We start from the raw sequence: 24,568 nt of genomic DNA, 5'->3' as shown, positions 1-24,568 counted from the left end.
GCGCGGGGCGACCCTGGTGGGCAGGGGTGTCGGGAACGCGAGGAGGCTCGCATGGCGTCCCACCGAAAGCTCCGCGCCGCGGCAGTGGTCTGCGCCGCCGTCGTCGTCACAGGGCCCGCGCCGCTCGCGGCCCGGGCGGCGACCGCCCCACCCGGCGCGGTGGCACCCGCCCCCGCCTCCACCCCCTCCCCGGATCCCTTCGCGGGCCTCACCCCCGACGAGATCGGCGAGCGGGCCGTGACCGCCACCCGGTCCGCGACCTCCCTGCGCATGACCGGGAAGCTCGTCAGCGAGGGACAGCCGCTCGGCATCGACTTCGCCGTCAACGACAAGGACGAGTGCACCGGCCTGATCAAGATCGAGGACGGCGCCGCCGAACTGCGCCGGCTCGACCACATCACCTACCTGAAGGGCGACGAGGCCTTCTGGCGGGCCTCCATGACCTCCCAGGGCATGTCGGAGCCGCAGATCACGGTCACCATCGAACTGATCAAGGGCCGCTGGCTGAAGATCGCCCCCGGACAGGCGGGCAGCCAGGACCTCGGCGGCGTCTGCGACCTGAAGTCGCTCCTCGCCGACCTGGACAAGGACAAGGAGCAGCGCAGGGGACTGACCCGGGGACCGGACGGCAAGGTCGGCAAAACCCCCGTCGCGACCCTCGTGAAGAAGAAGGCGGACGGCGAGACGACCACCGTGTCCGTCTCCGAGCGGGGCAAGCCGTACATCCTGAAGATGGTCAAGACGGGCGGTGACGAGCCCGGCGCGATCGTGCTCTCCGACTACGACAAGCCGGTGGACGTGAAGGTCCCGCCGGCCGACGAGACGGTCGACCTCTCGAAGCTGGACAGCGGCCAGCCCGCGTGACACCCCAGGTCAGGGCCGTACGGGACAGGAATGTCAGCCGGCCCCATTAGCCTCTTCGGGGTGACCGCACACCTCACCGACCCCGAGCAGCTCAAGGAGCTCCTCGGCATCCCGTTCACCCCGGAGCAGACGGCCTGCATCACCGCGCCGCTCGCCCCGCAGGTCGTCGTGGCCGGAGCCGGCTCCGGCAAGACGACGGTGATGGCCGCCCGGGTGGTCTGGCTGGTCGGCACGGGCCAGGTCGCCCCCGAGCAGGTCCTCGGCCTCACCTTCACCAACAAGGCGGCCGGCGAGCTCGCCGAGCGCGTCCGCACCGCCCTCGTCCGCGCCGGCGTCACCGACCCCGACGTCATCGACCCGGACGACCCCCCGGGCGAGCCCCGGATCTCCACGTACCACGCCTTCGCCGGGCAGCTCCTCACCGACCACGGCCTCCGCATCGGCCTGGAGCCCACGTCCCGGCTCCTCGCCGACGCCACCCGCTACCAGCTCGCCGCGCGCGTGCTGCGCGAGGCCCCCGGCCCGTACCCGGCGCTCACCCGCTCCTTCCCGAACCTCATCACCGACCTGCTCGCCCTCGACGCCGAGCTCGCCGAGCACCTCGTACCGCCCGAGCGGCTCCTCGCGTACGACTCCGAGCTCCTCGACGCCCTCGCCGGAGCCAAGCTCAGCAACGCCGAGCTGCGCAAGGTCCCCGAGGCCTCCGCCGCCCGCCGCGAGCTCCTCGACCTCGTCGTCCGCTACCGCGCCGCCAAGCGCTCCCGCGACCTGCTCGACTTCGGGGACCAGATCGCCCGCTCCGCCGAGCTCGCCACCACCCGGCCCGAGGTCGGCGCGATCCTGCGCGAGGAGTTCAAGGTCGTCCTCCTCGACGAGTACCAGGACACCTCCGTCGCCCAGCGGCTGCTGCTCTCCGGGCTCTTCGGCCAGGGCCCGAGCGGCCGGAGCACCGGACACGCCGTGACCGCCGTCGGCGACCCCTGCCAGGCCATCTACGGCTGGCGCGGCGCCTCCGTGGCCAACCTGGACGACTTCCCCGAGCACTTCCCGCACGCCGACGGCAGCCCCGCGAGCCGCTACTCCCTCTCCGAGAACCGGCGCAGCGGCGGCCGCCTCCTGGACCTCGCCAACGGGCTCGCCGCCCCCCTGCGCGCCATGCACGCGGGCGTGGAGGCGCTGCGCCCCGCCCCGGGCGCCGAGGCCGACGGCAGCGTCCGCATCGCGCTCCTCCCCACCCACGCCGAGGAGATCGACTGGCTCGCCGACTCCCTCGCCCACCTCGTACGGACCGGCCGCGAGCCCGGCGAGATCGCCGTCCTGTGCCGTACCGCCACCGACTTCCCCGCCATCCACGCGGCCCTCGTCGCCCGTGACGTGCCCGTCGAGGTCGTCGGCCTCTCCGGCCTCCTCCACCTGCCCGAGATCGCCGACCTCGTCGCCGTCTGCGAGGTCCTCCAGGACCCGGGGGCCAACGCCGCCCTGGTCCGCCTCCTCACCGGCCCCCGCTGGCGCATCGGCCCCCGCGACCTCGCCCTCCTCGGCCGCCGCGCCCGCCTCCTGGTCCACCGGGGCGGCGAGGAGGCCGACCCCGAGCAGCGGCTCGCCGCCGCCGTCGAGGGCGTCGACCCGGCCGAGGTCGTCTCCCTCGCCGACGCGCTCGACACCTTCCTCGACTCCGGCGGCGCCGCCGACGACGGCCTGGCCTTCTCCGCCGAGGCCCGGGTCCGCTTCGCGCGCCTCGCCACCGAACTGCGCGCCCTGCGCACCTCCCTCGCCGACCCCCTCATGGACGTGCTCCACCGGGTCCTCAACGCGACCGGCCTGGAGGTCGAGCTCTCGGCCTCCCCGCATGCGCTCGCGGCCCGCCGCCGCGAGACCCTCGGCCACTTCCTCGACATCGCCGCCGGCTTCGCCTCCCTCGACGGCGAGGCCAGCCTCCTCGCCTTCCTCGGCTTCCTGCGCACGGCCGTCCAGTTCGAGAAGGGCCTCGACACCGCCCTGCCGGGCGGCGAGAACACCGTGAAGGTCCTCACCGCCCACAAGTCCAAGGGCCTCGAATGGGACGTCGTCGCCGTCCCCGGCCTGGTCACCGGCCAGTTCCCGAGCGCCCGCGCCCGCGAGTCGTGGACCGCGCAGCCCCAGGTCCTCCCGCACGCCCTGCGCGGCGACGCGGCCACCCTGCCGGACATCGACACCTGGGACGCCAAGTCCCTCACGTCCTTCAAGAACGCCATGCGCGACCACCAGCACACCGAGGAACTCCGCCTCGGCTACGTCACCTTCACCCGCCCCCGCTCCCTCCTCCTCGGCTCCGCCCACTGGTGGGGCCCCTCCCAGAAGAAGCCCCGAGGCCCCTCGGACTTCCTCCAGGCCCTGTACGACCACTGCGCCGCGGGCCACGGCGACATCGAGGCCTGGGCGGAAGAACCGGAGAAGGACGCGGAGAACCCGTCCCTGGCGGAGACGGGGGAGGACCGGGCCTGGCCACTGCCGCTGGACGAGGAGTCGTTCAAGCGCCGGAAGGAGGCGGCGGAGGCCGTCGCCCGCCGGTTGTGGGCATACGTTCCGCAGGGCGAGGGGGGGCACCACCCCGCCAGCGCGGCACCCGGCTCCCAGGACCCGCACCCCGAGGACCTCTGGCCCGACGAGGACGAACCCGTCTGGGACGAGGAGACCCTCCCGGAGGACACCCACGCGGACGCGATCCCGGCCCCCCGCCAGGAGGCGCACCCGGAGGAGCCCCACCCCCCGGAGCCGTACGAGGAACTCACCCCCGAGGACTCGAAGACCATCGCCTCCTGGGACAGGGACCTCACCGCCCTCACCACCGAACTCCGCCGCACCCGCGCCACCACCCGCGACGTCCTCCTCCCCGCGTACCTCTCCGCCTCCCAGGTGCTCCGCCTCGCCGCCGACCCCGACGGCTTCGCGCAGGAGCTGGCCCGGCCGATGCCGAAGGCGCCGCAGCCGGCGGCCCGGAGGGGCACCCGGTTCCACGCGTGGGTGGAGTCCCGCTTCGAGGAGCTCCCGCTGCCGTTCCTCGGCCCGGAGGAGCTGCCCGGCGGCGAGGAGTTCGCGGGGGAGCCGGAGATCCTCGACGAGCGGGACCTCGACGAGCTGAAGGAGGCCTTCGCCCGCACCCCGTACGCCCACCGCACCCCGTACCGCGTCGAGGTCCCCGTGCACCTGTCCCTCGCGGGCCGGGTCGTCCGGGGCAGGATCGACGCCGTCTACCGGGACCCGGACTCCGGCGCGTACGAGATCGTCGACTGGAAGACCAGCCGGGACCGCTCGGCGGATCCGCTCCAGCTCGCGATCTACCGGCTCGCCTGGGCCGAGCAGCACGGCCTCGCGCCGGAGGAGGTGGCCGCCGCGTTCGTGTACGTCCGGACGGGTGAGGTGGCCCGTCCCACCCGCCTGCCGGGCCGGGCGGAGCTCGAAGCCCTCCTCCTTGACGGGGCACCCCCGGACGCCGGATAGGCTCGGGGCATGAGCGAGACCCCGGACAGCGCCGTCCGCACCGTACGCACGTACGTCGAGCAGCACCGTGACGCCTTCCTCGGCGACCTTGCCGAGTGGCTGCGGATCCCTTCCGTGTCGGCCCAGCCGGACCACGCCGGGGACGTGCGGCGCAGCGCCGAGTGGCTCGCGGCCAAGCTCACGGAGACCGGTTTCACCACGGTCGAGGTCTGGGAGACGGACGGTGCCCCCGCGGTCTTCGCGGAGTGGCCCTCCGGGGAGCGGGACGCCCCGACGGTGCTCGTCTACGGCCACCACGACGTGCAGCCCGCGGCCCGTGAGGACGGCTGGCACACGGACCCGTTCGAGCCGACGGTGGTCGACGGCCGGATGTACGCGCGCGGGGCGGCGGACGACAAGGGGCAGGTGTTCTTCCACACCCTCGGTGTCCGCGCGCACCTCGCCGCCACCGGCCGCACCGCGCCCGCCGTCAACCTCAAGCTGCTGATCGAGGGCGAGGAGGAGTCCGGCTCCCCGCACTTCCGGGAGCTCGTGGAGGCGCATGCGGACCGCCTCGCCGCCGACGCCGTGATCGTCTCCGACACCGGCATGTGGTCCGAGACCACCCCGACCGTGTGCACGGGCATGCGCGGGGTCGCCGACTGCGAGATCGAGCTGTTCGGACCCGACCAGGACATCCACTCCGGTTCCTTCGGCGGCGCCGTGCCGAACCCGGCGACCGTCGCGGGCCGGATCGTCGCCGCCCTCCACGACGAGCACGAGCACGTGGCGATCCCCGGTTTCTACGACGGGGTGACGGAACTCACCGAGGCCGAGCGGGCCCTCGTCGCCGAGCTGCCCTTCGACGAGGAGGCCTGGCTGCGTACGGCCAAGTCGCACGGCACCCTCGGCGAGGCCGGCTTCACGACCCTGGAGCGGGTGTGGGCCCGGCCGACCGCCGAGGTCAACGGCATCGGCGGCGGCTACCAGGGCCCCGGCGGCAAGACGATCGTCCCCGCCGGCGCCCAGCTCAAGCTGTCGTTCCGGCTGGTCGCGGGCCAGGACCCGGCCAAGATCGAGCTCGCGGTACGGGACTGGCTCGCCGGACTCGTCCCCGCCGGCATCCGGTACGAGATCGTCTTCGGCGCCCCGACCCGCCCCTGCCTCACCCCGCTCGACCACCCCGCCCTCACGGCGGTGGCCGGGGCCATGAGCAGGGCCTTCGACGGCGCCAAGGTCCGCTACACCCGCGAGGGCGGCTCCGGACCGGCCGCCGACCTCCAGGACGTCCTGGGAGCGCCCGTCCTGTTCCTCGGCATCTCCGTCCCGTCCGACGGCTGGCACGCCCCCAACGAGAAGATCGAGCTCGATCTCCTCATGAAGGGCGTCGAGACGACCGCTTACCTGTGGGGCGACCTGCCCGCCGCCCTCGCGCGCTGAACCCACACACCGATCCGGGGGAGTTGGAAGCACCTGTGAGCACCTTGAAGAACGCGTCAGCGGACCGCCCGATCTCGCTCACCGCCCCGAGCGGCATCGACCGCGCCGCCCACCACCGCCTCGACGAGGCGTGGCTGGCGGCGGCCTGGAGCCACCCCACGACCCGGGTCTTCGTGGTGTCGGGCGGGCAGGTGCTGATCGACGACACCCCCGACGGGCGCACGGAGATCGTCATGACCCCGGCGTTCGAGGCCCCGGTCACCGAGACCCACCGCTACTTCCTGGGCACGGACGCCGAGGGCGTCTCGTACTTCGCGCTCCAGAAGGACTCCCTGCCCGGCCGCATGGACCAGTCGGCGCGCCCGGCCGGGCTGCGCGAGGCGGGTCTGCTCCTCTCCGACCGGGACGCGGGCCTCATGGTCCACGCCGTGGCCCTGGAGAACTGGCAGCGCCTCCACCGCTTCTGCTCGCGCTGCGGGGAGCGCACGGTCGTCGCGGCCGCCGGTCACGTCCGCCGCTGCCAGGCCTGCGGCGCCGAGCACTACCCGCGCACCGACCCCGCGGTGATCATGCTGGTCACCGACGAGCAGGACCGGGCGCTCCTCGGCCGCCAGGTGCACTGGCCGGAGGGCCGCTTCTCGACCCTCGCCGGGTTCGTGGAGCCGGGCGAGTCCATCGAGGCGTCGGTGGCCCGCGAGGTCTTCGAGGAGGCCGGCGTCACGGTCGGCGAGGTCGAGTACATCGCCAGCCAGCCCTGGCCGTTCCCGTCCAGCCTGATGCTGGGCTTCTTCGCCAAGGCGACCTCCTCCGAGATAAACGTGGACGGCGAGGAGATCCACGAGGCCCGCTGGTTCTCCCGCGAGGACCTGGCCGCCGCCTTCGAGTCCGGCGAGGTCCTCCCCCCGTACGGGATCTCCATCGCCTCCCGCCTCATCGAGCGCTGGTACGGCAAGCCCCTCCCGAAGCCGGGCGACGCGGCCTGAGCACGCACGGCGGAGCCCCCGGCCGTTCGGCCGGGGGCTCCGTCGCGTCTCGTGGGGCTCGGACGCCTCGTGGGGCTCAGACGCCGATCTTCTGCTTGACCTGGGCGAGGCTCGGGTTCGTCAGGGTCGAGCCGTCCGGGAAGAGGACGGTCGGGACCGTCTGGTTGCCGCCGTTGGCCTTCTCGACGAACGCGGCCGAATCAGGGTCCAGCTCGATGTTGACCTCGGTGTACGCGATGCCCTCGCGGTCCATCTGGCTCTTCAGCCGACGGCAGTAGCCGCACCACGTGGTGCTGTACATCGTCACAGTGCCCTGCATGGCCAGGCGCTCCTCTTGTTCGCGGACGGGTGCCGAGGAGGAGAACGTACGCCCTCTCCGCACCATTCCCGGAATTCGTATGACCGGCAGCACGTGGCTGTGGACAGTTCGTATGACCGGCGGCACGTGCCTGTGGACGGTCCTCCGCACCGACCCCGGTCGACCTGGCAGCATGGCGGGGTGACAGCAGCAACGCACTCCACTCTCTTCCCGCAGGTCCCGGAGACGGCCGACGCGGTGCTCGACGGGCTCGACCCCGAGCAGCGCGAGGTCGCCCTTGCCCTGAACGGACCGGTGTGCGTCCTCGCCGGAGCCGGTACGGGCAAGACGCGGGCGATCACCCACCGCATCGCGTACGGGGTGCGGGCGGGCATCCTGCAGCCCGCCAGTGTGCTGGCCGTCACGTTCACCAACCGCGCCGCCGGCGAGATGCGCGGCCGGCTGCGGCAGCTCGGCGCGGGCGGCGTCCAGGCCCGTACGTTCCACTCCGCGGCCCTCCGCCAGCTCCAGTTCTTCTGGCCGAAAGCGGTCGGCGGCGAGCTGCCCCGGCTCCTGGAGCGGAAGGTCCAGGTCGTCGCCGAGGCCGCGGCCCGCTGCCGGATCAGGCTCGACCGGAACGAGCTCAGGGACGTGACCGGCGAGATCGAGTGGGCCAAGGTCACCCAGACCGTCCCCGCCGACTATCCGGCCGCCGTCGCCAAGTCCCTCAGGGACGCCCCCCGCGACCCGGCCGAGATCGGCCAGATCTATTCCATGTACGAGCAGCTGAAGCGCGACCGCTCGGTGATCGACTTCGAGGACGTGCTGCTGCTCACCGTCGGCATCCTCCAGGACCGGCACGACATCGCCGAGCAGATCCGCCGCCAGTACCAGCACTTCGTCGTCGACGAGTACCAGGACGTCTCCCCGCTCCAGCAGCGGCTGCTCGACCTGTGGCTCGGCGACCGCGACAACCTCTGCGTCGTCGGCGACGCCAGCCAGACGATCTACTCCTTCACCGGCGCCACCCCCGACCACCTGCTGAACTTCCGCACCCGGCACCCCGGCGCCACGGTCGTGAAACTGGTCCGCGACTACCGCTCCACCCCGCAGGTCGTCCACCTGGCGAACGGGCTGCTCAGCCAGGCCCGCGGCCGGGCCGCCGAGCACCGCCTGGAGCTGATCTCCCAGCGCGACCCGGGCCCCGAGCCGGTCTACACGGAGTACGCCGACGAGCCCACCGAGGCCGAGGGCACCGCCCGCCGGGTCCGCGACCTCATCGCCGCCGGCGTCCCGGCCGGCGAGATCGCCGTCCTCTACCGGATCAACGCCCAGTCCGAGGTCTACGAGCAGGCCCTCGCCGACGCCGGAGTGCCCTACCAGCTCCGCGGCGCCGAGCGCTTCTTCGAGCGCCAGGAGGTGCGGGAGGCGGGCATCGCCCTGCGCGGCGCCGCCCGCGCCGGGGGCAACGACTCGCTCCTCGACGACGCCGAGGGCCTCCCCGCGCAGGTCAGGGCCGTCCTCTCCACCAAGGGCTGGACCAGCACGCCGCCCGCCGGCTCGGGCGCCGTCCGCGACCGCTGGGAGTCCCTCGCCGCCCTCGTCCGGCTCGCCGAGGACTTCGACCGCGCCAGGCCCGGGGCCACCCTCTCCGACCTGGTCGCCGAGCTCGACGAGCGGGCCGCCGCCCAGCACGCCCCGACCGTCCAGGGCGTCACCCTCGCCTCGCTGCACGCCGCCAAGGGCCTCGAATGGGACGCCGTCTTCCTGGTCGGCCTCACCGAGGGCATGATGCCGATCACCTACGCCAAGACCGACGAGCAGGTCGAGGAGGAGCGGCGCCTGCTGTACGTGGGCGTCACCCGGGCCCGGGTCCACCTCACGCTCTCCTGGGCGCTCTCCCGCTCCCCGGGCGGCCGCGCCAACCGGCGCCCCAGCCGCTTCCTCAAGGGGCTGCGGCCCGGCTCCGGCTCCCTCGGCACCGTCGGCTCCGCCATCGGCTCCGGCTCCGTCGAGCGGGGGACCGGCCCCGTCCGGCGCAAGCCGCGCGGCCCCGTCCGCTGCCGGGTCTGCGGCACCACCCTCACCGAGGCCGGCGCGATGAAGCTGATGCGCTGCGAGGACTGCCCCTCGGACATGGACGAGGCCCTGTACGAGCGGCTGCGGGACTGGCGGTCGGAACAGGCCACGCAGCTCGGCCAGCCCGCCTATTGCGTGTTCACCGACAAGACGCTCATGGCGATCGCCGAGCGCGTCCCCGCCACCGGCGGGGAGCTCTCCTCGATCTCCGGCGTCACGGCCCGCAAGCTCGACCGCTTCGGAGCCGAGGTCCTGGCCATCTGCGCAGGTCAGGAGGGTCCGACGGACGGCGGCGAGGGCTGAGGAAAACTCGTCGGAAAAATAGTTTGCGCCCGCCCCGTCAAGCCCCATAGGTTCTTAACCACGGAAACAGTGCTTCTTCGAAGCCCTGTCTTCGTGCTGTACTTGTCCAAATAAACATGAGGGTCCGGCTCGCACCCGAGCCCTCCGAGACGCCGAGAGGAGGCGATTCCAGTGATCAGCTACACCATTCAGACCAGCAGCATCAGCACCGCCGCTCTCGTCGGCATGGCCAAAATGACCGATCGCTCGGTCGTCTCCGCCTGCTCCCTCGGCCTCTCCGCCTCGGCTCTCATTGGCACCGGTCTGCCCGTCGCCGGCCTGCCCGTCACCGGTCTTTCCGGTCTCGGCGTGGCCGCCGTGGCTCCGCGCAATGAGCGACCGACCAAGGCACTGGAAGCAGGAGACGCGGGCAAGGCCAAGGCCTATGGCTTCGCGGCGACCGGTGCCGGAACCCAGCAGCAGACGACGACGCACCACCACATGATGTGGGCCTTCCGTGGGCTCGAACCCTGGAGTGATCCAGTCTGATCCATGATCAGACCGGCGCCTTCAGGGCCGCGGAACCCCACCCGGGATCCGCGGCCCTTCTGTTTGTCCCCGAACGGGGACGGCGGAGCGAAGGGGCCTCGGGAAAGACACCGCCCGGTACCAGCCGAAACCCCGGCCAACAGGCCGGAACGACCAGACGAGGAAAGACCACCGTGCAACTCGAAGCGCACGCCCCGTCCGTACCGCCTTCCGAATCGATCCCCCTGCCCGGCCGCTCCACGGAGGACCCCGCTTTGACCCCCCTCACCGCGCTCACCGCGCTCGACGACGCCATCGAGAACCTCGGCGTCCCCGTCCCCTGTCGTGCCTACGACCCCGAGGTCTTCTTCGCCGAGTCCCCGGCCGACGTCGAGTACGCGAAGTCCCTCTGCCAGACCTGCCCGCTCGTGGCCGCCTGCCTCGCCGGCGCCAAGGAGCGCCGCGAGCCCTGGGGCGTCTGGGGTGGCGAGCTCTTCGTCCAGGGTGTGGTCGTCGCCCGCAAGCGGCCCCGTGGCCGCCCGCGCAAGAACCCGGTCGCGGCATGAACGCCACCGGAACCATCGACCGTCCCCTCACGCACGATCCCCAGAAGCAGGCCCCGATGACCTCTTCCACCAGCGAGCCCGTCGGCTCCGCGACCCCGGTCTTCTCCCCCGCCGCCGCGCACACCGCGCGTCAGAACAGGACCCGTGAAATGCAACTCGCCCCAGAAGCCCTGGCCCGTGCCCATATGCACGAACGACAGCGTGAGGCCGACGCGGAACGCCAGGCCGTGCGCCTGGTCGCCGCCCGGCGCATGCAGCGCCGCGCCGAGCGCGTCTCGCTGCGCGCCCGCCGCGCGCTCGCCATGGCCGTCATGCACTGAGCATCGCCGTGATGCCTCCGCGGGGGCCGGTCCGAACGGACCGGCCCCCGCGGCGCGTTGCCCCCTTGCGCCCCCGCGCCGGGTTATCGTCGTCAGGGTGAACGAAGCCCGCGTCCCCCAGGAGACCGTCACCTGCGCCCGCTGCGGCAGGACCGCCGACACCCTCCCGCTGACCTGGACCTGCTCCGTCGAGAACGGCCGCCGGGAGTACTTCTGCGAGGAGTGCGCCCGCGAGAACATCCGCTCCATCGAGGGCCGCCTCGACTCCTCCTGGTGGTGAGCCGCCCCGCCTGTGATGGACTGCCGCGATGGCAGCCCTCACGGATCGCGTCCTGCGCGCACTCGAACGGTTCAACGCCGCCCACCCCTGGGACCACAACGCCCACTACCACCGGTGGATCCTGCGGCAGCTGCCGCGCCGCCTCGACCGCGCCCTGGACGTCGGCTGCGGCAGCGGCGACCTCGCCCGGCTCCTCGCCACCCGCGCCACGTCCGTCCGGGCCGTCGACGCCGACCCGGCGATCGTCGCCCGCGCCCGCGAGCTGACCGCCCCGGGCACCCGGGTGGCCTTCGCCGTCGAGGACGCCCTCGCCGACACCGGGGACGACGGCTTCCACACCGCCGTCACCTGCCTCGCGACCCTCCACCACCTGCCGCTCGCCGAGGCGCTGACAGGGTTCCGGGACCGGCTGGCCCCCGGGGGAACCCTGGTCGTCCTCGGCCTCTCCCGACCCGACACCCCGGCCGACCACCTGCTCGGCCTGCTCTCGATCCCCCTCAACGCCGCCACCGGCTGGCTCCGGAACCGGGGCCGCCCGGCGCCCCGGCCCGTGGCGATGACCGCGGCGACCCGCGACGCCGAGGAGACCCTGGCCGAGATCGCCCTCGTCGCCGGCAGGATCCTCCCCGGCGCCCGGATCCGCCGCCGGCTCTTCTGGCGCTACACCCTCGTCTGGCGCAAGCCCGACCCCGGCTCCTGGACGGGATCCGGTTCCTCGAAGCCCGGGAGCCACTCGGCGAGCTCGTCCCGCAGGCGTACCGTCGCGTTCAGCTGGCAGAGCACCCCGATGGTGCTCAGGGTCACGCGGTGTATCAGCAGGTAGGCGGGGGGCAGGTTCAGCTGCTTGCCCAGCTGGTGGGCGGGGGAGCGGGGGTCGGCGATGCGGGCCGCCTGGGTGCGGATCCAGGCGCGGGTGAAGACGAAGGCCTCGACCTCGGCCGGTTCGATGATCGGCAGCAGGTACTCCAGGACCGCGTCGGGGTCGAGCGCGACGGACTCCTTGACGAAGCCCTCCGCGCGCAGCAGCTCGTAGACCGTGTCGGCCTCCCCGGCGACGGCCATCCGCAGACAGGTGCCGATCGTCTCCGGCAGTCCGCCCGGCAGCCGGTCCACGGTGCCGAAGTCGAGGACGCCGAGCCGCCAGCCCTCCGGCCCCTCGTCCTCGCCGGCGCCGGGCAGCAGCCGGAAGTTCCCCGGGTGCGGATCGGCATGCAGCAGACCCGTGCGCGCGGGGCCGGAGAAGAGGAAGCGGGCGAGCAGCTGCCCCGCGCGGTCCCGCTGTTCCTCGGTGCCGTCCGCGATCACCTCCGAGAGCGGGACCCCGTCCATCCACTCGGTCACGAGGACCTGGTCCGACTGGTGCACCACCGCGGGCACCACCACGTCGGGATCGTCCGCGAACTCCTCCGCGTGGATCCGCTGGGCCTCCGCCTCCAGGGCGTAGTCCAGTTCCTCGGAGACCCGCTCCCGCATCTCGGCGATCAGCGGCTTGATGTCCATGCCCGGGACGAGCGGGCCGAGCAGCCGGGCGAAGCGGCTCAGCTGCGCCAGGTCCGAGAGCAGTGCCTCCCCCGCGCCCGGGTACTGCACCTTCACCGCGACCTCGCGCCCGTCGTGCCACACCGCCCGGTGCACCTGGCCGATCGAGGCGGCCGCCGCCGGCTTGTCCTCGAACTCGAGGAACAGCTCCCGCCATTCGGCGCCGAGCCGCTCCTCCAGGACCGTGTGCACCGTGCGCGTCGGCATCGGCGGGGCCGCTTCCTGAAGCTTCGTCAGCGCCGCCCGGTACGGCCCGGCGACCTCCTCGGGAAGGGCCGACTCGAAGACCGACAGCGCCTGACCCATCTTCATGGCGCCGCCCTTGAGCTCGCCGAGCACCTTGAACAGCTGCTCGGCCGTGCGCTGCTGGAGCTCGCGGGCGACGAGCTCGGCCGATCTGCCGCCGATCCGCTTGCCCAGACCCCAGGTGGCCCGGCCCGCGAAGCCCAAGGGCAACGCGGCCAACTTGACGGTCCGGGTGACCGCCTTCCGGGGAAGATCAGACATAAGCCCCTCCAAAACCCAGACTGCCGTGCCGCGCAGGGCCGTTACCCCGCCATTGTGTCGTGCGGGTCGCCGGCCGCCGAGGCCCGCTCCCCTTCTGCTCCGCGCGCCGCCCCGCAGGGGCAGGCCGGGTGCGGTCTCAAGCGTTCCGCCCGCCACTCGAGCAGCGGTAGTGAGGTCTCCCAGCGGGTGCCCGTGCTCGCCGGAAGGTCCCCGTCCAGGAAGGCCAGCGCGTGCGCGGCCGCCAGTCCGGCCACCGCCGTGGCGAGGCCGAGGTCGCAGGCGGGCAGCGGGTGCGGGGCGCCGGACCTCCACTGGGCGAGCAGCCGGGGCGTCAGCGGATCCCGGTCCGTCCGCTCCTCCTGGAGGCACCGCGCGCAGGCCGTGCCGCCGGGCAGCACGAGCGGCCCGACCGTCCCCGTCGCCTCCAGGACGCCCGCGTACAGATGAGGGGTGCCGGTGGTGATCCACGGCTCGGCGGGCACCGGATCGGGGACGTACGCGCCGAGACCGTCCCGGGGCGTCACCACGACGAGTGACAGCCCCGGCTCCCGAGGGGCTTCACCCGATCCGCGCTCCCTCGTCCAGCGGCCGACCAGGCGCCGGGCCGCCGTCGCCCGGCGCTCGCCGACGGCCTCGGCCGGGAGGCCGCCCGGGGCCGTCTCCCAGGGGTCGACCCGGCCCGAGTCGAGGACCTCGACCGAGCCCACCCCCGCCGCCGCGAGCAGGGCCGCCACCGTCGCCCCGACCCGCCCCGCGCCCCGGACCTGGACGCGCAGGGCCCGCCGGGCCGTCAGGGCCCGCGCCGCCCGCTCCGGTTCGGGATGGACCACGGAGAGGGAGGCCAGATCGGCGCGGAGCGGATCGAGGGCCACGTCCACCGCGCCGGCGGACGGCCCCGCCTTCCCGGGCCGTCCGCTCCCCGCGTCGGTGAGGAGTCCGGCCGATTCGAGGCGTCCCAGGAGCGCGTCCAGGCGTCCGTCCGGGAGGCCGAGCGCCCGCGCCTCGGCCCGCAGCAGCGCGGTCCCGCGGGTGCCGTCGAGCAGCCCGAGCACCGCCCCCGTCGCCTGGTCGACCGGGCCGAGCACCACCGCGTGCGCCGGGGCGACGCCGAACTGGACGGACCGCAGACTCCGCCATGCCCGCCGCAGTGCCGGTTTCACCATCGGATGCATTTCCCCGCCCCCGTCCGTCTGCATGTCCGTCCTCGCCCGTGACCGCATTCATGATCGACAACGCCATTCGTGTCGTCCTGGAGCGAGAATGCCCCGCCGCCGTGACCGCCGCCGAAAGTTGTCCACAGGCCAGGGGGATTAGTCATTCAAATGGTGCGCGGTCGGGCCGGATCGTTCCCGAAACCACTCCCGGGGCGGGACTTCCCCCGCCGGCAGCGGGTAACGTCGGGGCCGTGCCCGCCGACCCACAGCGCAGCGTGACCAGCGAACCGCCCCGCGGGGCGGGGACGAGCGCGGTCGAGGTCCGCAGAAGCCCTCGGCGGAGCAGAACGGTCTCCGCCTACCGCGAGGGCGACCGCACCATCGTGCTCATCCCGGCCCGCATGTCGGAGGCGGAGGAGCGCCGCTGGGTCGGCGTCATGCTGGACAAGCTCGCCGCCCAGGAGAGCAGGAGCGTCCTCGGCGACCGCGAGCTCACCGAGCGCGCGCTGCGGCTCTCGGAGCAGTACCTCGGCGGCCGGGCCCGCCCCCGCTCCGTCCGCTGGGTGACCAACCAGAACAGCCGCTGGGGCTCCTGCACCCCCTCCGAGGGCAGCATCCGCCTCTCCCACCGGCTGCAGGGCATGCCCGAGTACGTCGTCGACTACGTCCTCCTGCACGAGCTGGCCCACCTCCTCGTCCCCGGGCACGGCCCCCGGTTCTGGCGGCTCCTGGAGGCCTATCCGCGCACCGAGCGGGCCCGCGGCTATCTGGAGGGCGTGGCCGCCGCGGCACGCCTGCCGCACCTTCCGGCGGCCCGCGAGGAGTGACGGCGCGGCCACGCGCGCGTGTTTCCCGATTTCGTACCGAATACGACCTGGCCTGTCTCGATGTCGTACGCAGCGGTTAGCCTGGCGCGAGCATTCGCCATTCGGGATGGGGGACGGTCGTTACGCATGGCCAGGGAATTCCAACGCGGCCACAAGGCCAAGATCAGTGATCTGACCGCGGGAACCGATCTGTACGTCGGTGTGCAGATCGCGGCGCCCGGACTGACTTTCGACATCAGCTGCTTCGGACTCGACGCCGAGGAACGGCTCTCGGACGACCGCTACTTCGTCTTCTTCAACCAGCCGAAGTCGCCCGAGGAGTCCGTCCAGCTGCTCGGCGCGCAGTCCGGTGACACCGAGTCCTTCCGCGTCACCCTCGACCGCATCCCCGCGCACATCCACAAGCTGTCCTTCACGGCGACGATCGACGGCGCCGGCCAGATGTCCCAGATCGGCCCCGGTCACCTGCGGATCGTCGCGGGCGGCGAGGAGGTCGCGCGGTACGCGTTCACGGGCGCGGAGTTCTCCACCGAGCGCGCGGTGATGCTCGGCGACTTCTACCTGAAGGACGTGTGGCGCTTCGCCGCCGTCGGCCAGGGCTTCGACGGAGGCCTGGAGGCGCTCCTGCGGAACTTCGGCGGCGAGGTCGCCGAGGAGGAGCCCGCCGCCCCGCAGCAGCAGGTCGCGGCCCCCGGCTTCGCCCCGCCGCCGCAGGCCGCCGCGCCCCCGGCCTTCGGCGCACCCCCCGCGCCGGCGCCCGCCTTCGGTGCCCCCGCCGCGCCCGCCCCGGCCCCCGCGTTCGGCGCGCCGCCGGTCCCGCCCGCGCCCGCCGCGCCGGCGCAGCCGGTCCACGCGCAGCCGACGATGGTCGCCCCGCTGGCGCCCGCCCCGGTCCCGCCGCCCGCTCCGGCGCCGCCGGCCCCGACCCCGCCGTACGGCCAGCCCGCGGCGCCCTACGGCCAGCCGCCGCAGCAGCCCCCGTACGGCCAGGTCCCGGGCCAGCCCCCCGGCCAGTACCCCGGGCAGGTCCCGGGCCAGTACCCCGGCCAGGGCCAGCCGCCGCAGGCCCCGTACGGCCAGCCGCCGCAGACACCCCCGTACGGGCAGCCCACCCCCGCCCCGTACGGGCAGCAGCCCCCGGCGTACGGGCAGCAGCCCGGCGTCCCCCAGGGCGTCCCGGCCGCCGGAGCGGGGCTCGCCGCCGCGCTCGCGCCGTACAAGGAGACCGCCACCGGCGCCCGCTGGACCCCGCAGAACCAGCAGCTCATGCGGGTCGACCTCGCCATGGGCGGCACCCCCGTCCTGGCCCGGCAGGGCTCCATGGTCATGTACCAGGGCAAGGTCGACTTCGGCTACAAGGGCGCGGGCTTCGCCGGCCGGATCGTCGGCAACGCCACCGGCCAGGAGATGCAGCTCATGCGCTGCAGCGGCCGCGGCCAGGTCTTCCTCGCGGAGAACGGCACGCACCTGCACCCGATCGAGCTCCAGGGCGACGGCATCTGCGTCTCCGCTGAGAACGTCCTCGCGTTCGACGAGTCCCTGCACTACGAGGTCCGCCGCATCGAGGGCCACGGCATCCCCGGCGGCGCCCTGTTCACCATGCAGTTCCAGGGCACCGGCACCGTCGTCGTGAAGACCCACGGCACCCCCGTCGTCCTGCCCGTCACACCGACGACCTTCGCCGACTGCAACGCCGTCGTCGCCTGGTCGTCCGCGTCCCAGGTCGTCCTCTCCAGCCAGGTGCGGCTCCGCCGCAACGCCTACCCGGGCCACAGCGGGGAGACCGTGAACCTCCAGTTCCGGGGAGCCCCCGGCAACTTCATCGTCGTCCAGCCCTACGAGGTCTGAGGGAGCCCGTCATGAACCAGCAACTCGCGGGCTACGCCCCGACCCCCGTCGCGGCCCGCATGGAGAACCACGGCCGCACCATGCTCAAGGTCGCCATGGCCTCCGGCCAGGACCTGTACGCCCGGACCGGCGCGATGGTCGCCTACGAGGGCTTCATCACCTACGAGCCCAACCCGCCCGCCGTCCGCCAGTACGCCCAGCAGTGGGTCACCGGTGAGGGCGCGCCCCTCATGAAGTGCTCCGGCGACGGACTGCTCTACCTCGCCGACTACGGCGCCGACGTCGTCGTCATCAACCTCCAGAACGACTCGATCTCGGTCAACGGCACCAACGTGCTGGCCTTCGACGCCCACCTCCAGTGGGGCGTCGAGCGGGTCAAGGGCCTCGCCAAGTTCGCCGGCCAGGGCCTGTTCAACGTGGAGATCTCCGGCACCGGCTGGGTCGCGCTCACCTCGCGCGGCACGCCGATCGTCGTCGACTGCGGCCGCGGCGAGGACGAGACGTACGTCGACCCCGACGCGCTCGTCGCCTGGTCGCCCGCGCTCAAGGTCAAGGGCAAGCGCAGCTTCAAGGCCTCCTCCCTCATCGGGCGGGGCAGCGGCGAGGCCTACCAGATGGCCTTCTCGGGCCAGGGCATCGTCGTCGTACAGCCGAGCGAGGACAGCACCGACCGCCTGCGGGCCCGGGGCTGAGGGGGAGCGAGAACACACCATGCAGAGCCCGCTTTTCAACCACGCCGAACAGCAGAGCCAGGAGCGGTACGTCATCCAGAACCCGCAGCTCCTGCGGGTCAGCCTCACCGGGCAGGACGACGTCCTCGCCCGCAAGGGCGCCATGGTCGCGTACCAGGGACTCATCGACTTCGACGGCGAGTACCAGACCCCGAACCAGCGCCGGGCCCGCGCCCGCACCGGTGAGGGCCTGGACCTGATGCGCTGCTCCGGCCAGGGCACGGTCTACTTCGCCAACCTCGCCCAGCACGTCCACATCGTGGAGGTCGAGCAGGACGGCCTGACCGTCGACAGCGCCTACGTCCTGGCGCTCGACTCGACCCTCCACACCGAGGTCATCGCCGTCGACAGCCAGTACGGCATCTCCGGCTCCGGCAAGTACCAGCTCAACATCACCGGCCGCGGCAAGGTCGCCCTGATGACCTCCGGGCAGCCGCTCATGATGCAGGTCACACCCGAGAAGTACGTGAGCGCCGACGCCGACGCGATCGTCGCCTGGTCCACCGGGCTGCGCGTCCAGATGCAGGCGCAGACCACCAACTCCAGCGTCCGCCGCCGCCGAGGCAACACGGGAGAGGGCTGGGAGCTCAGCTTCCTCGGACAGGGCTTCGCGCTCGTCCAGCCCAGCGAGGTCATGCCCCCGCAGAACGCCGCCATCGGACAGGGCATCGCCGCCCAGTTCGGCGCCGGCCAGCACGGCTCCCACGCCCAGAACCAGAACAACGCCTGGAACTGAGCACCCGCGGCCGAGGGGCGGTCTCCACCGGAGACCGCCCCTCGGCCGTGCTCACGCCAGCCGGGCCAGCGTGCCCTTCAGCAGCTCCACCACCGAGGTGTCGGCCACACCCGCCACGTCCCCGTACGCGAACCAGCGCAGGTCCAGCGACTCCTCGCTGATCTCCGCCACCGCGTCCGCCGGGGCCAGCGCCGCGTACTGCACGTCCAGGTGCCAGTGGCAGGGCGCCGGGATCGGATGCCGGTCGAGGCGCACCGGACCGCCCGGCAGCAGGGTCAACCCCGCGATGCCGGACTCCTCGGTCGCCTCGCGCAGCGCCGCCGCCTCCACCGTCGGGTCACCCTGCTCGCAGTGACCGCCCATCTGCAGCCACATGCCCAGCTTCTTGTGCAGGGTCAGCAGCACGCGCCCGCGTGAGGGGTCGATCACCAGCGCGCTGGAGGTCAGGTGCCCGGCCCCGCACGGCTTGTACATGCCGTCCGGATGCTCGGCGAGATGGTCCAGGTAGACATCGCGCAGCTCGGGCTGGTCCTCGTACCCCTTCAGGACGAGGACCGCGTCGTCGTACAGGCTCACTTCTCGGCGTCCCCGTCCTCCGGGCTCTCGCCCTTGGCCGCCTCGCCGAGCATCTTGTCCAGCTCGGAGAAGTCCAGGTGCTCGCGGTGCACGAAGCCGTCGGGGTCGTCCAGGTCCGTCGCCGTCGGCAGCATGTCCGGGTGCTCCCACAGCCCGTCCCGGCCGTCGACCCCGCGCGCGTCGGTGAGCGAGGCCCACAGGCGCGCCGCGTCCCGCAGCCGCCGCGGACGCAGCTCCAGACCGATCAGCGTCGCGAAGGTCTGCTCGGCGGGACCGCCCGAGGCCCGGCGCCGGCGCAGCGTCTCACGCAGCGCGTCCGCCGAGGTCAGCCGAGACTTGGCGGCCTCGTGGACCACCGCGTCCACCCAGCCCTCGACCAGCGCGAGCGCCGTCTCCAGACGGGCCAGGGCCGCCTTCTGCTCCGGGGTGTCCTCCGGCTGGAACATGCCCTGCTGGAGCGCCTCCTGCAGCTGCTCCGGATGCGTCGGGTCGAGCTGACCGACCGCCTCCTCCAGCTTCGAGGTGTCGACCTTGATCCCGCGCGCGTACCCCTCGACCGCACCGAACAGGTGCGCCCGCAGCCACGGCACGTGCGCGAAGAGACGCTGGTGCGCGGCCTCGCGCAGGGCCAGGTAGAGCCGCACCTCGTCCGAGGGCACGCCCAGGTCCTTGCCGAAGGCCTCGATGTTCAGCGGCAGCAGCGCGGCGCGCCCGGCCGGGCCCAGCGGCAGACCGACGTCCGTGGAGCCGACGACCTCACCGGCCAGCGCGCCCACGGCCTGCCCGATCTGCTGGCCGAACATGGCGCCGCCCATGGAGCGCATCATGCCGATCAGCGGGCCGGCCATGGCCTGCATCTCCTGCGGCAGGACGTCGCCCATCGCCGCGCCGACCCGCTCGGCGACCGGGTCCACGAGCTGCTGCCACGCCGGCAGGGTCGCCTCGACCCACTCCGCGCGGCTCCACGCCACGGCCGTGCCCGCGCCCGAGGGCAGCGAGGTGACCTGGTCCAGCCACAGGTCGGCCAGGCGCACGGCCTCCTCGACCGCGGACTTCTCGGCCGGGCCCACGCTCGCGTCCTTGACGCCGTCGGCGGTGCCCTGGGCCACCACCTGGCGGGCGATCTGCTTGGCCATGTCCCAGTTCACGGGACCGCCCTCGTAGCTCAGCATCTGCCCGAGCTGCTGGAAGGCCGCGCCCAGATCGTTGGGGTTCAGGTTGCCGAACATCGCGGCGAAGGGGTTGTCCGCGCCACCGGGACCGCCCATGCCGGGCAGCCCGCCGAAGCCGAACGGGTTCGCGCCGAACGGGTTGCCGCCGGACCCCTGGCCACCTCCGGCGGGGTCCTTCTTCTTGCCCTCGTCGCCGTTCTCCGGCTCCTCCGGCGGAAGGCCGAATCCGAATGGGGTGTCACTCACAGGTTTCCTCGGCTCGTAGGGCCGCCGGCCTCCTGCCGACGGCGACTGCCCGACCAGGCCTGTCAGACAGACCCGCACACCACCAGCGTAGACATCCGGGCCCGGAATCGGGCTCAGTGCTCCGCCCGGCCGTGCCCTGCGGCAGGATGGACGCCACCTGGTCCGTACGCGTCATGCGCGTGCGTACTGAAGACAACCGCTGGAGACGCCCGGTGAGTTCCCCAGATCCACAGGTTCGCGGAGCGCGAAACCCCTCAACCCGGTCCGCCGTGCGCGGCCCCGTCGTCGCGGTCACCGGTGCCGCTTCCGGCGTCGGTGACCTGCTGACCAGGCGCCTCGCCGCCTCCGAGGAGATCAAGCGGGTCGTCGCCATCGACGAGCGCCGGGGCGAGGTCGCCGAGGCGCAGTGGCACATCCTCGACGTGCGCGACCCGGCCATCGCCGAGAAGCTGCGCGGCGCGGACGTCGTCGTGCACCTCGCCGTCGACCTCGACCTGGAGACCGACCCCGCCGCCCGGACGGCCTACAACGTGCGCGGCACCCAGACCGTGCTGACCGCCGCCGCGGCGGCCGGGGTCCACCGGGTGGTGCTCTGCACCTCCGCCATGGTCTACGGCGCCCTGCCCGACAACGACATCCCGCTCTCCGAGGACGCCGAGCTCAGGGCGACGGCCGAGGCCACCGGCGTCGGCGACATGCTGGAGATCGAGCGCCTCGGCCGCCGCGCCCCCCGCGCCCACCCCGGCCTGAACGTCACCGTCGTCCGCCCCGCCGTCCTCGTCGGCGGCACGGACACGGCGCTGACCCGCTACTTCGAGTCGCCGCGGCTGCTCGTCGTCGCCGGATCCCGGCCCACCTGGCAGTTCTGCCACGTCGAGGACCTGGTGAGCGCCCTGGAGTACGCGGCCCTGGAGAAGGTCGACGGGGAGTTCGCGGTCGGCTGCGAGGGCTGGCTCGAACAGGAGGAGGTCGAGGAGCTCTCCGGGATCCGGCGCATGGAGCTGCCCTCGGCGGTCGCCCTCGGCACGGCCGCCCGCCTCCACCGGATCGGACTCACCCCGTCGCCGGCGGGCGACCTCGCCTACACGATGCACCCGTGGGTGGTGAGCGTCGGACGGCTGCACGACGCCGGCTGGCGCCCGAAGTGGACGAACGAGGAGGTCCTCGCCGCGCTCCTGGCGGAGGTCGAGGGCCGCCACACGGTCGCCGGACGCCGCCTGGGCCGCAAGGACGCGACGGCTGCGGGCGCGGCCGGCGCGACGGTGGCACTGCTCGGCACGGCGGCCCTGGTCCGGCAGATGCGGAAGCGGCGCGGGCTGTAGCGGGCGATTTGCGGACGATTTGTAGGACCCTCCTACGGAGGGTCCCGTCCACAGGTCGAAAGATCCCCTACCCGATGTCAGAGCCGTGCGGCACCATGGAGCGCATGGCGCAGACGTACGACCACCCCGGCGAGCAGGCCGCGGACGACCCGATCAAGCTGCTCGCGATCCGTGACACCCCGCTCTCGGTCGACGAGGTCTTCCGGGCCGTCGGAGACGACGCCTCGGGCGGCACGACCCTCTTCGTCGGCACCGTGCGCAACCACGACGGCGGCGCGGACGTCGACGCGCTGGGGTACTCCTGCCACCCGACCGCCGAGGCGGAGCTGCGCCGGGTCGCCGAGAAGGTCGTCGCGAACTACCCGGTCCGTGCCCTGGCCGCCGTCCACCGCGTCGGCGACCTGCGCGTCGGCGACATCGCGGTGGTCGTCGCCGTCTCCTGCCCCCACCGCGGCGAGGCCTTCGAGGCCTGCCGGAAGCTCATCGACGACCTCAAGCACGAGGTCCCGATCTGGAAGCACCAGACCTTCTCGGACGGCACCGAGGAGTGGGTGGGTGCCTGTTAGGTCGGCAAGGCGGCGCGCCGACAGGGCGTAGTCGAACGCCCGATTTGCGTAACCGCCCCCCAGGCGCCAGCGTTGATCCCACAGATGACACAGTCTGCTGATCAACTCACTGGGGATGGGAGGTCGGGATGGCAGCGCTGGCCTGGTTGCTGATTCCGCTTTTCGCAGTCGTCGGCGCGGCGATATGGGGAAGCTGGGCTTCGAGGAACAAGACCATAGGTGACGTGGCCGAACTCGCCGGCTACGCACGCTTCCGGGACGCGATGGAGCGGACCCACACCACGACCGCCGATTCCGTCCGTCCGGAGCGCGAGCCCGCCGCGACGGCCTCCGCGGTCAGCACCTCGCCGTCCGGCTGACGCGGGCCGCCTCGTACGGACCGCCCCAGGGGTGCACTCACAGGCGAGTCCCGTACTGTCGTTCCATGCCACGCCGCACCGCGACGATGCTCGCCTCCACCCTGGTCCTGATCTGTCTGCTCATCGCGGGCGTCCTGATCCCGGTGCCGTACGCGGAGATGAGCCCGGGCCCCACGGTCAACACCCTCGGCGAGGCCAGGGGGGAACCCGTCCTCCAGATCTCGGGTCACAAGACCTACCCGACCGACGGTCACCTCAACATGACGACGGTCCGCGTCACCAGCGCGGACTACAAGATGAACGCCGTCGAGGCCGTCTACGGATGGCTCGCCCACGACAACGTGGTGGTGCCGCACGACACCCTCTACCCGGACGGGAAGACCGAGGAGGAGTCGAGCCAGGAGAACGCCGAGGAGTTCAGCCAGTCCCAGGAGAGCGCCAAGGTGGCGGCCCTCAAGGAGCTGGGCATCCCGGTGGTCTCCCGGGTCGTCGTCGCCACCGTCGTCAAGGGCGCCCCGGCCGAGGGCAAGCTGCACGCCGGGGACGTCATCAAGGCCGTCGACGGCGTGCCGATCAAGGACCAGGGTGACGTCGCCCGGCAGGTGACGAAGCGGAAGCCCGGCCAGGACGTCGAGTTCACGATCGTCCCCGCCAAGGAGGCGGCCGCCGCCGAGAAGGCCCGCAAGGAGCCCACCGTCACCCGGAAGGTGGTCATCAGGACCACCACGTCCGAGGAGGGCGACCGGGCCGTCGTCGGCATCCAGGCCGGCACCGACCACGTCTTCCCGTTCACGATCGACATCAACCTGGCCGACGTCGGCGGCCCCAGCGCCGGTCTGATGTTCGCCCTCGGCATCGTCGACAAGCTCACCCCGGAGAGCCTCACCGAGGGCCGGTTCATCGCCGGCACCGGCACCATCGACGACAAGGGCCAGGTCGGCCCGATCGGCGGCATCGAGATGAAGCTGGTCGGCGCGCGCAACGCCGGCGCCGAGTACTTCCTCACCCCGGCCGACAACTGCCAGGCGGCCGCCGCCGACACTCCCGACGGGCTCACCCTGATCAAGGTGAACACCATCGACGACGCCACGAAGTCGCTGGAGAAGCTCCGCAAGGGCGACACGAAGTCGCTGCCGAGCTGCTCGAAGAGCTGAGCCCAGAGGCACGAGTCAGAGGAACGCGCCAGAAGTACGCGAAGGGGCGCCCGGTCACCGACCGGGCGCCCCTTCGCACACGGGAGAGGCTCAGCTCTCGAAGGTCGCCGCCAGCGCCTCGGCGAGGCCCGGCACCAGGTCGGGGCCGGTCAGCACCTCGGTCGCGGAGTCCTTCTCGCGCAGCCGGATCGCGGCCTCGCGGGCGCCGTCCCGCAGCACCGCCACGGTCATCCGGACCTCCTGGCGGTCCGGGTGCCCGGCGACCCACTTGGCGAGCTGCTTCTCGCTCAGGCCCTGCGGGACCTGGGCCTCGGCCGACGGGGGCAGCATGAGCCGCTCCACGGTCAGGGCGCAGCCGGCGACGGCGTCGGGCCAGGCGATCGTGCCGAGGAACTCGTCGAGGGCCTTGCCGCGCGGCAGCTTGTCCTGCTCGATCGGGGTGTAGGCGGTGGCGTCGTCGCCCAGGTTGAGCTGGGAGGCGAGCTTGGGCTCCTGGGCGCGCAGCCGTGCGGTGTCGACCAGGGCGAACAGGCGGGCGGGCTGGTCCCAGCCGAGGCCCGACGCGTACTCGTCGATCTCGAGCACGGCGCGGGTGAGGGGGCTCGACGCCATGGGCGGGCCGGAGGGGGAAAGGTTGGACATGAGCAATATCCTGCCTCCTCTTCGCCGGAAGTCGGGAACTAGGTAAAGCCTCAGTAAGTTGCACCAGTGGGCTCTACGATCGCGGGGCCT

General features: G+C 72.9%; 23 protein-coding genes and 1 pseudogene. 18 read left to right on the top strand and 6 right to left on the bottom strand.

The genetic code is table 11. From position 1 onward, the window contains the following. Positions 1-51: 51 nt before the first annotated feature. Genes ACH4TP_RS01775 through nudC form a run of 4 tightly spaced genes read left to right on the top strand, consistent with a single transcriptional unit; the run spans position 52 to position 6,746 of the window. A complete protein-coding gene (locus tag ACH4TP_RS01775) occupies positions 52-864 on the top strand; it encodes a hypothetical protein (RefSeq protein ID WP_398189365.1) in 813 nt (270 codons plus the stop codon). A 60-nt stretch (positions 865-924) separates the two neighbouring features. Continuing rightward, on the top strand, positions 925-4,344 hold the full coding sequence (locus tag ACH4TP_RS01770) for an ATP-dependent helicase (protein ID WP_398435216.1): 3,420 nt from the start codon (positions 925-927) through the stop codon (positions 4,342-4,344). A 9-nt stretch (positions 4,345-4,353) separates the two neighbouring features. Beyond that, a complete protein-coding gene (locus ACH4TP_RS01765) occupies positions 4,354-5,763 on the top strand; it encodes a dipeptidase (RefSeq protein WP_389231595.1) in 1,410 nt (469 codons plus the stop codon). A gap of 35 nt (positions 5,764-5,798) precedes the next feature. Beyond that, the gene (nudC, locus tag ACH4TP_RS01760) at positions 5,799-6,746 is read left to right on the top strand and encodes an NAD(+) diphosphatase (RefSeq protein ID WP_389231592.1); all 948 of its coding nucleotides are present in this window, start codon (positions 5,799-5,801) and stop codon (positions 6,744-6,746) included. A 76-nt stretch (positions 6,747-6,822) separates the two neighbouring features. On the opposite strand, the gene ACH4TP_RS01755 is transcribed toward nudC, so the two are convergent. After that, positions 6,823-7,065: a mycoredoxin gene (locus ACH4TP_RS01755; protein ID WP_369146392.1), complete on the bottom strand. Its 243-nt coding sequence runs from the start codon at positions 7,063-7,065 to the stop codon at positions 6,823-6,825. 180 nt (positions 7,066-7,245) lie between these two features. On the opposite strand from ACH4TP_RS01755, the gene ACH4TP_RS01750 reads away from it, so the two are divergent. The 6 genes and pseudogenes from ACH4TP_RS01750 to ACH4TP_RS01725 all read left to right on the top strand — a co-directional run. Beyond that, positions 7,246-9,426, top strand: coding sequence for an ATP-dependent DNA helicase UvrD2 (locus ACH4TP_RS01750; protein ID WP_398435214.1), 2,181 nt, complete (start codon positions 7,246-7,248; stop codon positions 9,424-9,426). A gap of 171 nt (positions 9,427-9,597) precedes the next feature. Beyond that, complete coding sequence (locus ACH4TP_RS01745) at positions 9,598-9,954, top strand: hypothetical protein (protein WP_398189354.1); 357 nt, start codon at positions 9,598-9,600, stop codon at positions 9,952-9,954. 173 nt (positions 9,955-10,127) lie between these two features. Then, positions 10,128-10,499, top strand: coding sequence for a WhiB family transcriptional regulator (locus ACH4TP_RS01740; RefSeq protein ID WP_388844810.1), 372 nt, complete (start codon positions 10,128-10,130; stop codon positions 10,497-10,499). Beyond that, positions 10,496-10,819 carry a hypothetical protein gene (locus ACH4TP_RS01735; protein ID WP_389231582.1) on the top strand — a complete coding sequence of 108 codons (324 nt, stop codon included), beginning with the start codon at positions 10,496-10,498 and terminating at the stop codon, positions 10,817-10,819. Before ACH4TP_RS01740 ends, ACH4TP_RS01735 begins: the two co-directional genes overlap by 4 nt. A gap of 97 nt (positions 10,820-10,916) precedes the next feature. Then, complete coding sequence (locus tag ACH4TP_RS01730; RefSeq protein ID WP_389231579.1) at positions 10,917-11,099, top strand: hypothetical protein; 183 nt, start codon at positions 10,917-10,919, stop codon at positions 11,097-11,099. Positions 11,100-11,127: 28 nt separating this feature from the next. Then, a pseudogene (locus ACH4TP_RS01725) lies at positions 11,128-11,781 on the top strand (class I SAM-dependent methyltransferase); the annotation flags it as partial. Here the strand turns inward: ACH4TP_RS01725 and ACH4TP_RS01720 are convergent. Beyond that, the gene (locus ACH4TP_RS01720; protein WP_398435212.1) at positions 11,760-13,145 is read right to left on the bottom strand and encodes an ABC1 kinase family protein; all 1,386 of its coding nucleotides are present in this window, start codon (positions 13,143-13,145) and stop codon (positions 11,760-11,762) included. The pseudogene ACH4TP_RS01725 and the gene ACH4TP_RS01720 sit on opposite strands and share 22 nt — an antisense overlap. A gap of 41 nt (positions 13,146-13,186) precedes the next feature. Further along, positions 13,187-14,317 (bottom strand): TOMM precursor leader peptide-binding protein, encoded by a 1,131-nt coding sequence (locus ACH4TP_RS01715; RefSeq protein ID WP_398435210.1) that lies wholly within the window; start codon positions 14,315-14,317, stop codon positions 13,187-13,189. Between the two features lie 233 nt (positions 14,318-14,550). On the opposite strand from ACH4TP_RS01715, the gene ACH4TP_RS01710 reads away from it, so the two are divergent. The 4 genes from ACH4TP_RS01710 (at position 14,551) to ACH4TP_RS01695 (ending at position 18,441) form a co-directional block, all read left to right on the top strand. Beyond that, positions 14,551-15,126 (top strand): SprT-like domain-containing protein, encoded by a 576-nt coding sequence (locus ACH4TP_RS01710; protein ID WP_389231568.1) that lies wholly within the window; start codon positions 14,551-14,553, stop codon positions 15,124-15,126. Positions 15,127-15,252: 126 nt separating this feature from the next. Beyond that, positions 15,253-16,974 (top strand): TerD family protein, encoded by a 1,722-nt coding sequence (locus ACH4TP_RS01705; RefSeq protein WP_398435208.1) that lies wholly within the window; start codon positions 15,253-15,255, stop codon positions 16,972-16,974. A gap of 11 nt (positions 16,975-16,985) precedes the next feature. Continuing rightward, positions 16,986-17,666 carry an AIM24 family protein gene (locus tag ACH4TP_RS01700; protein WP_389231561.1) on the top strand — a complete coding sequence of 227 codons (681 nt, stop codon included), beginning with the start codon at positions 16,986-16,988 and terminating at the stop codon, positions 17,664-17,666. Between the two features lie 19 nt (positions 17,667-17,685). After that, positions 17,686-18,441 (top strand): AIM24 family protein, encoded by a 756-nt coding sequence (locus ACH4TP_RS01695; protein ID WP_398189335.1) that lies wholly within the window; start codon positions 17,686-17,688, stop codon positions 18,439-18,441. A 51-nt stretch (positions 18,442-18,492) separates the two neighbouring features. On the opposite strand, the gene ACH4TP_RS01690 is transcribed toward ACH4TP_RS01695, so the two are convergent. Continuing rightward, complete coding sequence (locus ACH4TP_RS01690) at positions 18,493-19,017, bottom strand: NUDIX hydrolase (protein WP_398435205.1); 525 nt, start codon at positions 19,015-19,017, stop codon at positions 18,493-18,495. After that, complete coding sequence (locus ACH4TP_RS01685) at positions 19,014-20,435, bottom strand: zinc-dependent metalloprotease (RefSeq protein WP_398435203.1); 1,422 nt, start codon at positions 20,433-20,435, stop codon at positions 19,014-19,016. Before ACH4TP_RS01685 ends, ACH4TP_RS01690 begins: the two co-directional genes overlap by 4 nt. A gap of 212 nt (positions 20,436-20,647) precedes the next feature. Here ACH4TP_RS01685 and ACH4TP_RS01680 point away from each other — a divergent pair, with 212 nt between their 5' ends. From ACH4TP_RS01680 to ACH4TP_RS01665, 4 genes are all read left to right on the top strand, one after another. Then, complete coding sequence (locus ACH4TP_RS01680; RefSeq protein ID WP_389231550.1) at positions 20,648-21,757, top strand: SDR family oxidoreductase; 1,110 nt, start codon at positions 20,648-20,650, stop codon at positions 21,755-21,757. Between the two features lie 104 nt (positions 21,758-21,861). Then, on the top strand, positions 21,862-22,323 hold the full coding sequence (locus ACH4TP_RS01675; RefSeq protein ID WP_352028161.1) for a molybdenum cofactor biosynthesis protein MoaE: 462 nt from the start codon (positions 21,862-21,864) through the stop codon (positions 22,321-22,323). A gap of 224 nt (positions 22,324-22,547) precedes the next feature. Continuing rightward, a complete protein-coding gene (locus ACH4TP_RS01670) occupies positions 22,548-22,682 on the top strand; it encodes a hypothetical protein (protein ID WP_389231977.1) in 135 nt (44 codons plus the stop codon). 65 nt (positions 22,683-22,747) lie between these two features. After that, positions 22,748-23,836 (top strand): PDZ domain-containing protein, encoded by a 1,089-nt coding sequence (locus ACH4TP_RS01665; RefSeq protein ID WP_389231547.1) that lies wholly within the window; start codon positions 22,748-22,750, stop codon positions 23,834-23,836. Positions 23,837-23,926: 90 nt separating this feature from the next. On the opposite strand, the gene ACH4TP_RS01660 is transcribed toward ACH4TP_RS01665, so the two are convergent. Then, entirely contained in the window at positions 23,927-24,478 is a 552-nt protein-coding gene (locus ACH4TP_RS01660) for a PPA1309 family protein (protein WP_389231545.1), read from the bottom strand. Between the last annotated feature and the right edge of the window lie 90 nt (positions 24,479-24,568).

Source organism: Streptomyces sp. NPDC021012 (assembly GCF_044333355.1).
GTDB lineage: Bacteria > Actinomycetota > Actinomycetes > Streptomycetales > Streptomycetaceae > Streptomyces.
The sequence above is the reverse complement of the archived record's forward strand: the minus strand, read 5'-3'. Positions and strand labels throughout refer to the sequence as shown.

What these genes read in the sequence shown, in the direction of transcription:
- ACH4TP_RS01775 (WP_398189365.1), top strand. Translation starts at nt 52, where the DNA reads ATGGCGTCCCACCGAAAGCTCCGCGCCGCGGCAGTGGTCTGCGCCGCC.
- ACH4TP_RS01765 (WP_389231595.1), top strand. Translation starts at nt 4,354, where the DNA reads ATGAGCGAGACCCCGGACAGCGCCGTCCGCACCGTACGCACGTACGTC.
- ACH4TP_RS01755 (WP_369146392.1), bottom strand. Translation starts at nt 7,065, where the DNA reads ATGCAGGGCACTGTGACGATGTACAGCACCACGTGGTGCGGCTACTGC.
- ACH4TP_RS01735 (WP_389231582.1), top strand. Translation starts at nt 10,496, where the DNA reads ATGAACGCCACCGGAACCATCGACCGTCCCCTCACGCACGATCCCCAG.
- ACH4TP_RS01720 (WP_398435212.1), bottom strand. Translation starts at nt 13,145, where the DNA reads ATGTCTGATCTTCCCCGGAAGGCGGTCACCCGGACCGTCAAGTTGGCC.
- ACH4TP_RS01715 (WP_398435210.1), bottom strand. Translation starts at nt 14,317, where the DNA reads ATGCATCCGATGGTGAAACCGGCACTGCGGCGGGCATGGCGGAGTCTG.
- ACH4TP_RS01705 (WP_398435208.1), top strand. Translation starts at nt 15,253, where the DNA reads ATGGCCAGGGAATTCCAACGCGGCCACAAGGCCAAGATCAGTGATCTG.
- ACH4TP_RS01700 (WP_389231561.1), top strand. Translation starts at nt 16,986, where the DNA reads ATGAACCAGCAACTCGCGGGCTACGCCCCGACCCCCGTCGCGGCCCGC.
- ACH4TP_RS01695 (WP_398189335.1), top strand. Translation starts at nt 17,686, where the DNA reads ATGCAGAGCCCGCTTTTCAACCACGCCGAACAGCAGAGCCAGGAGCGG.
- ACH4TP_RS01675 (WP_352028161.1), top strand. Translation starts at nt 21,862, where the DNA reads ATGGCGCAGACGTACGACCACCCCGGCGAGCAGGCCGCGGACGACCCG.
- ACH4TP_RS01665 (WP_389231547.1), top strand. Translation starts at nt 22,748, where the DNA reads ATGCCACGCCGCACCGCGACGATGCTCGCCTCCACCCTGGTCCTGATC.
- ACH4TP_RS01660 (WP_389231545.1), bottom strand. Translation starts at nt 24,478, where the DNA reads ATGTCCAACCTTTCCCCCTCCGGCCCGCCCATGGCGTCGAGCCCCCTC.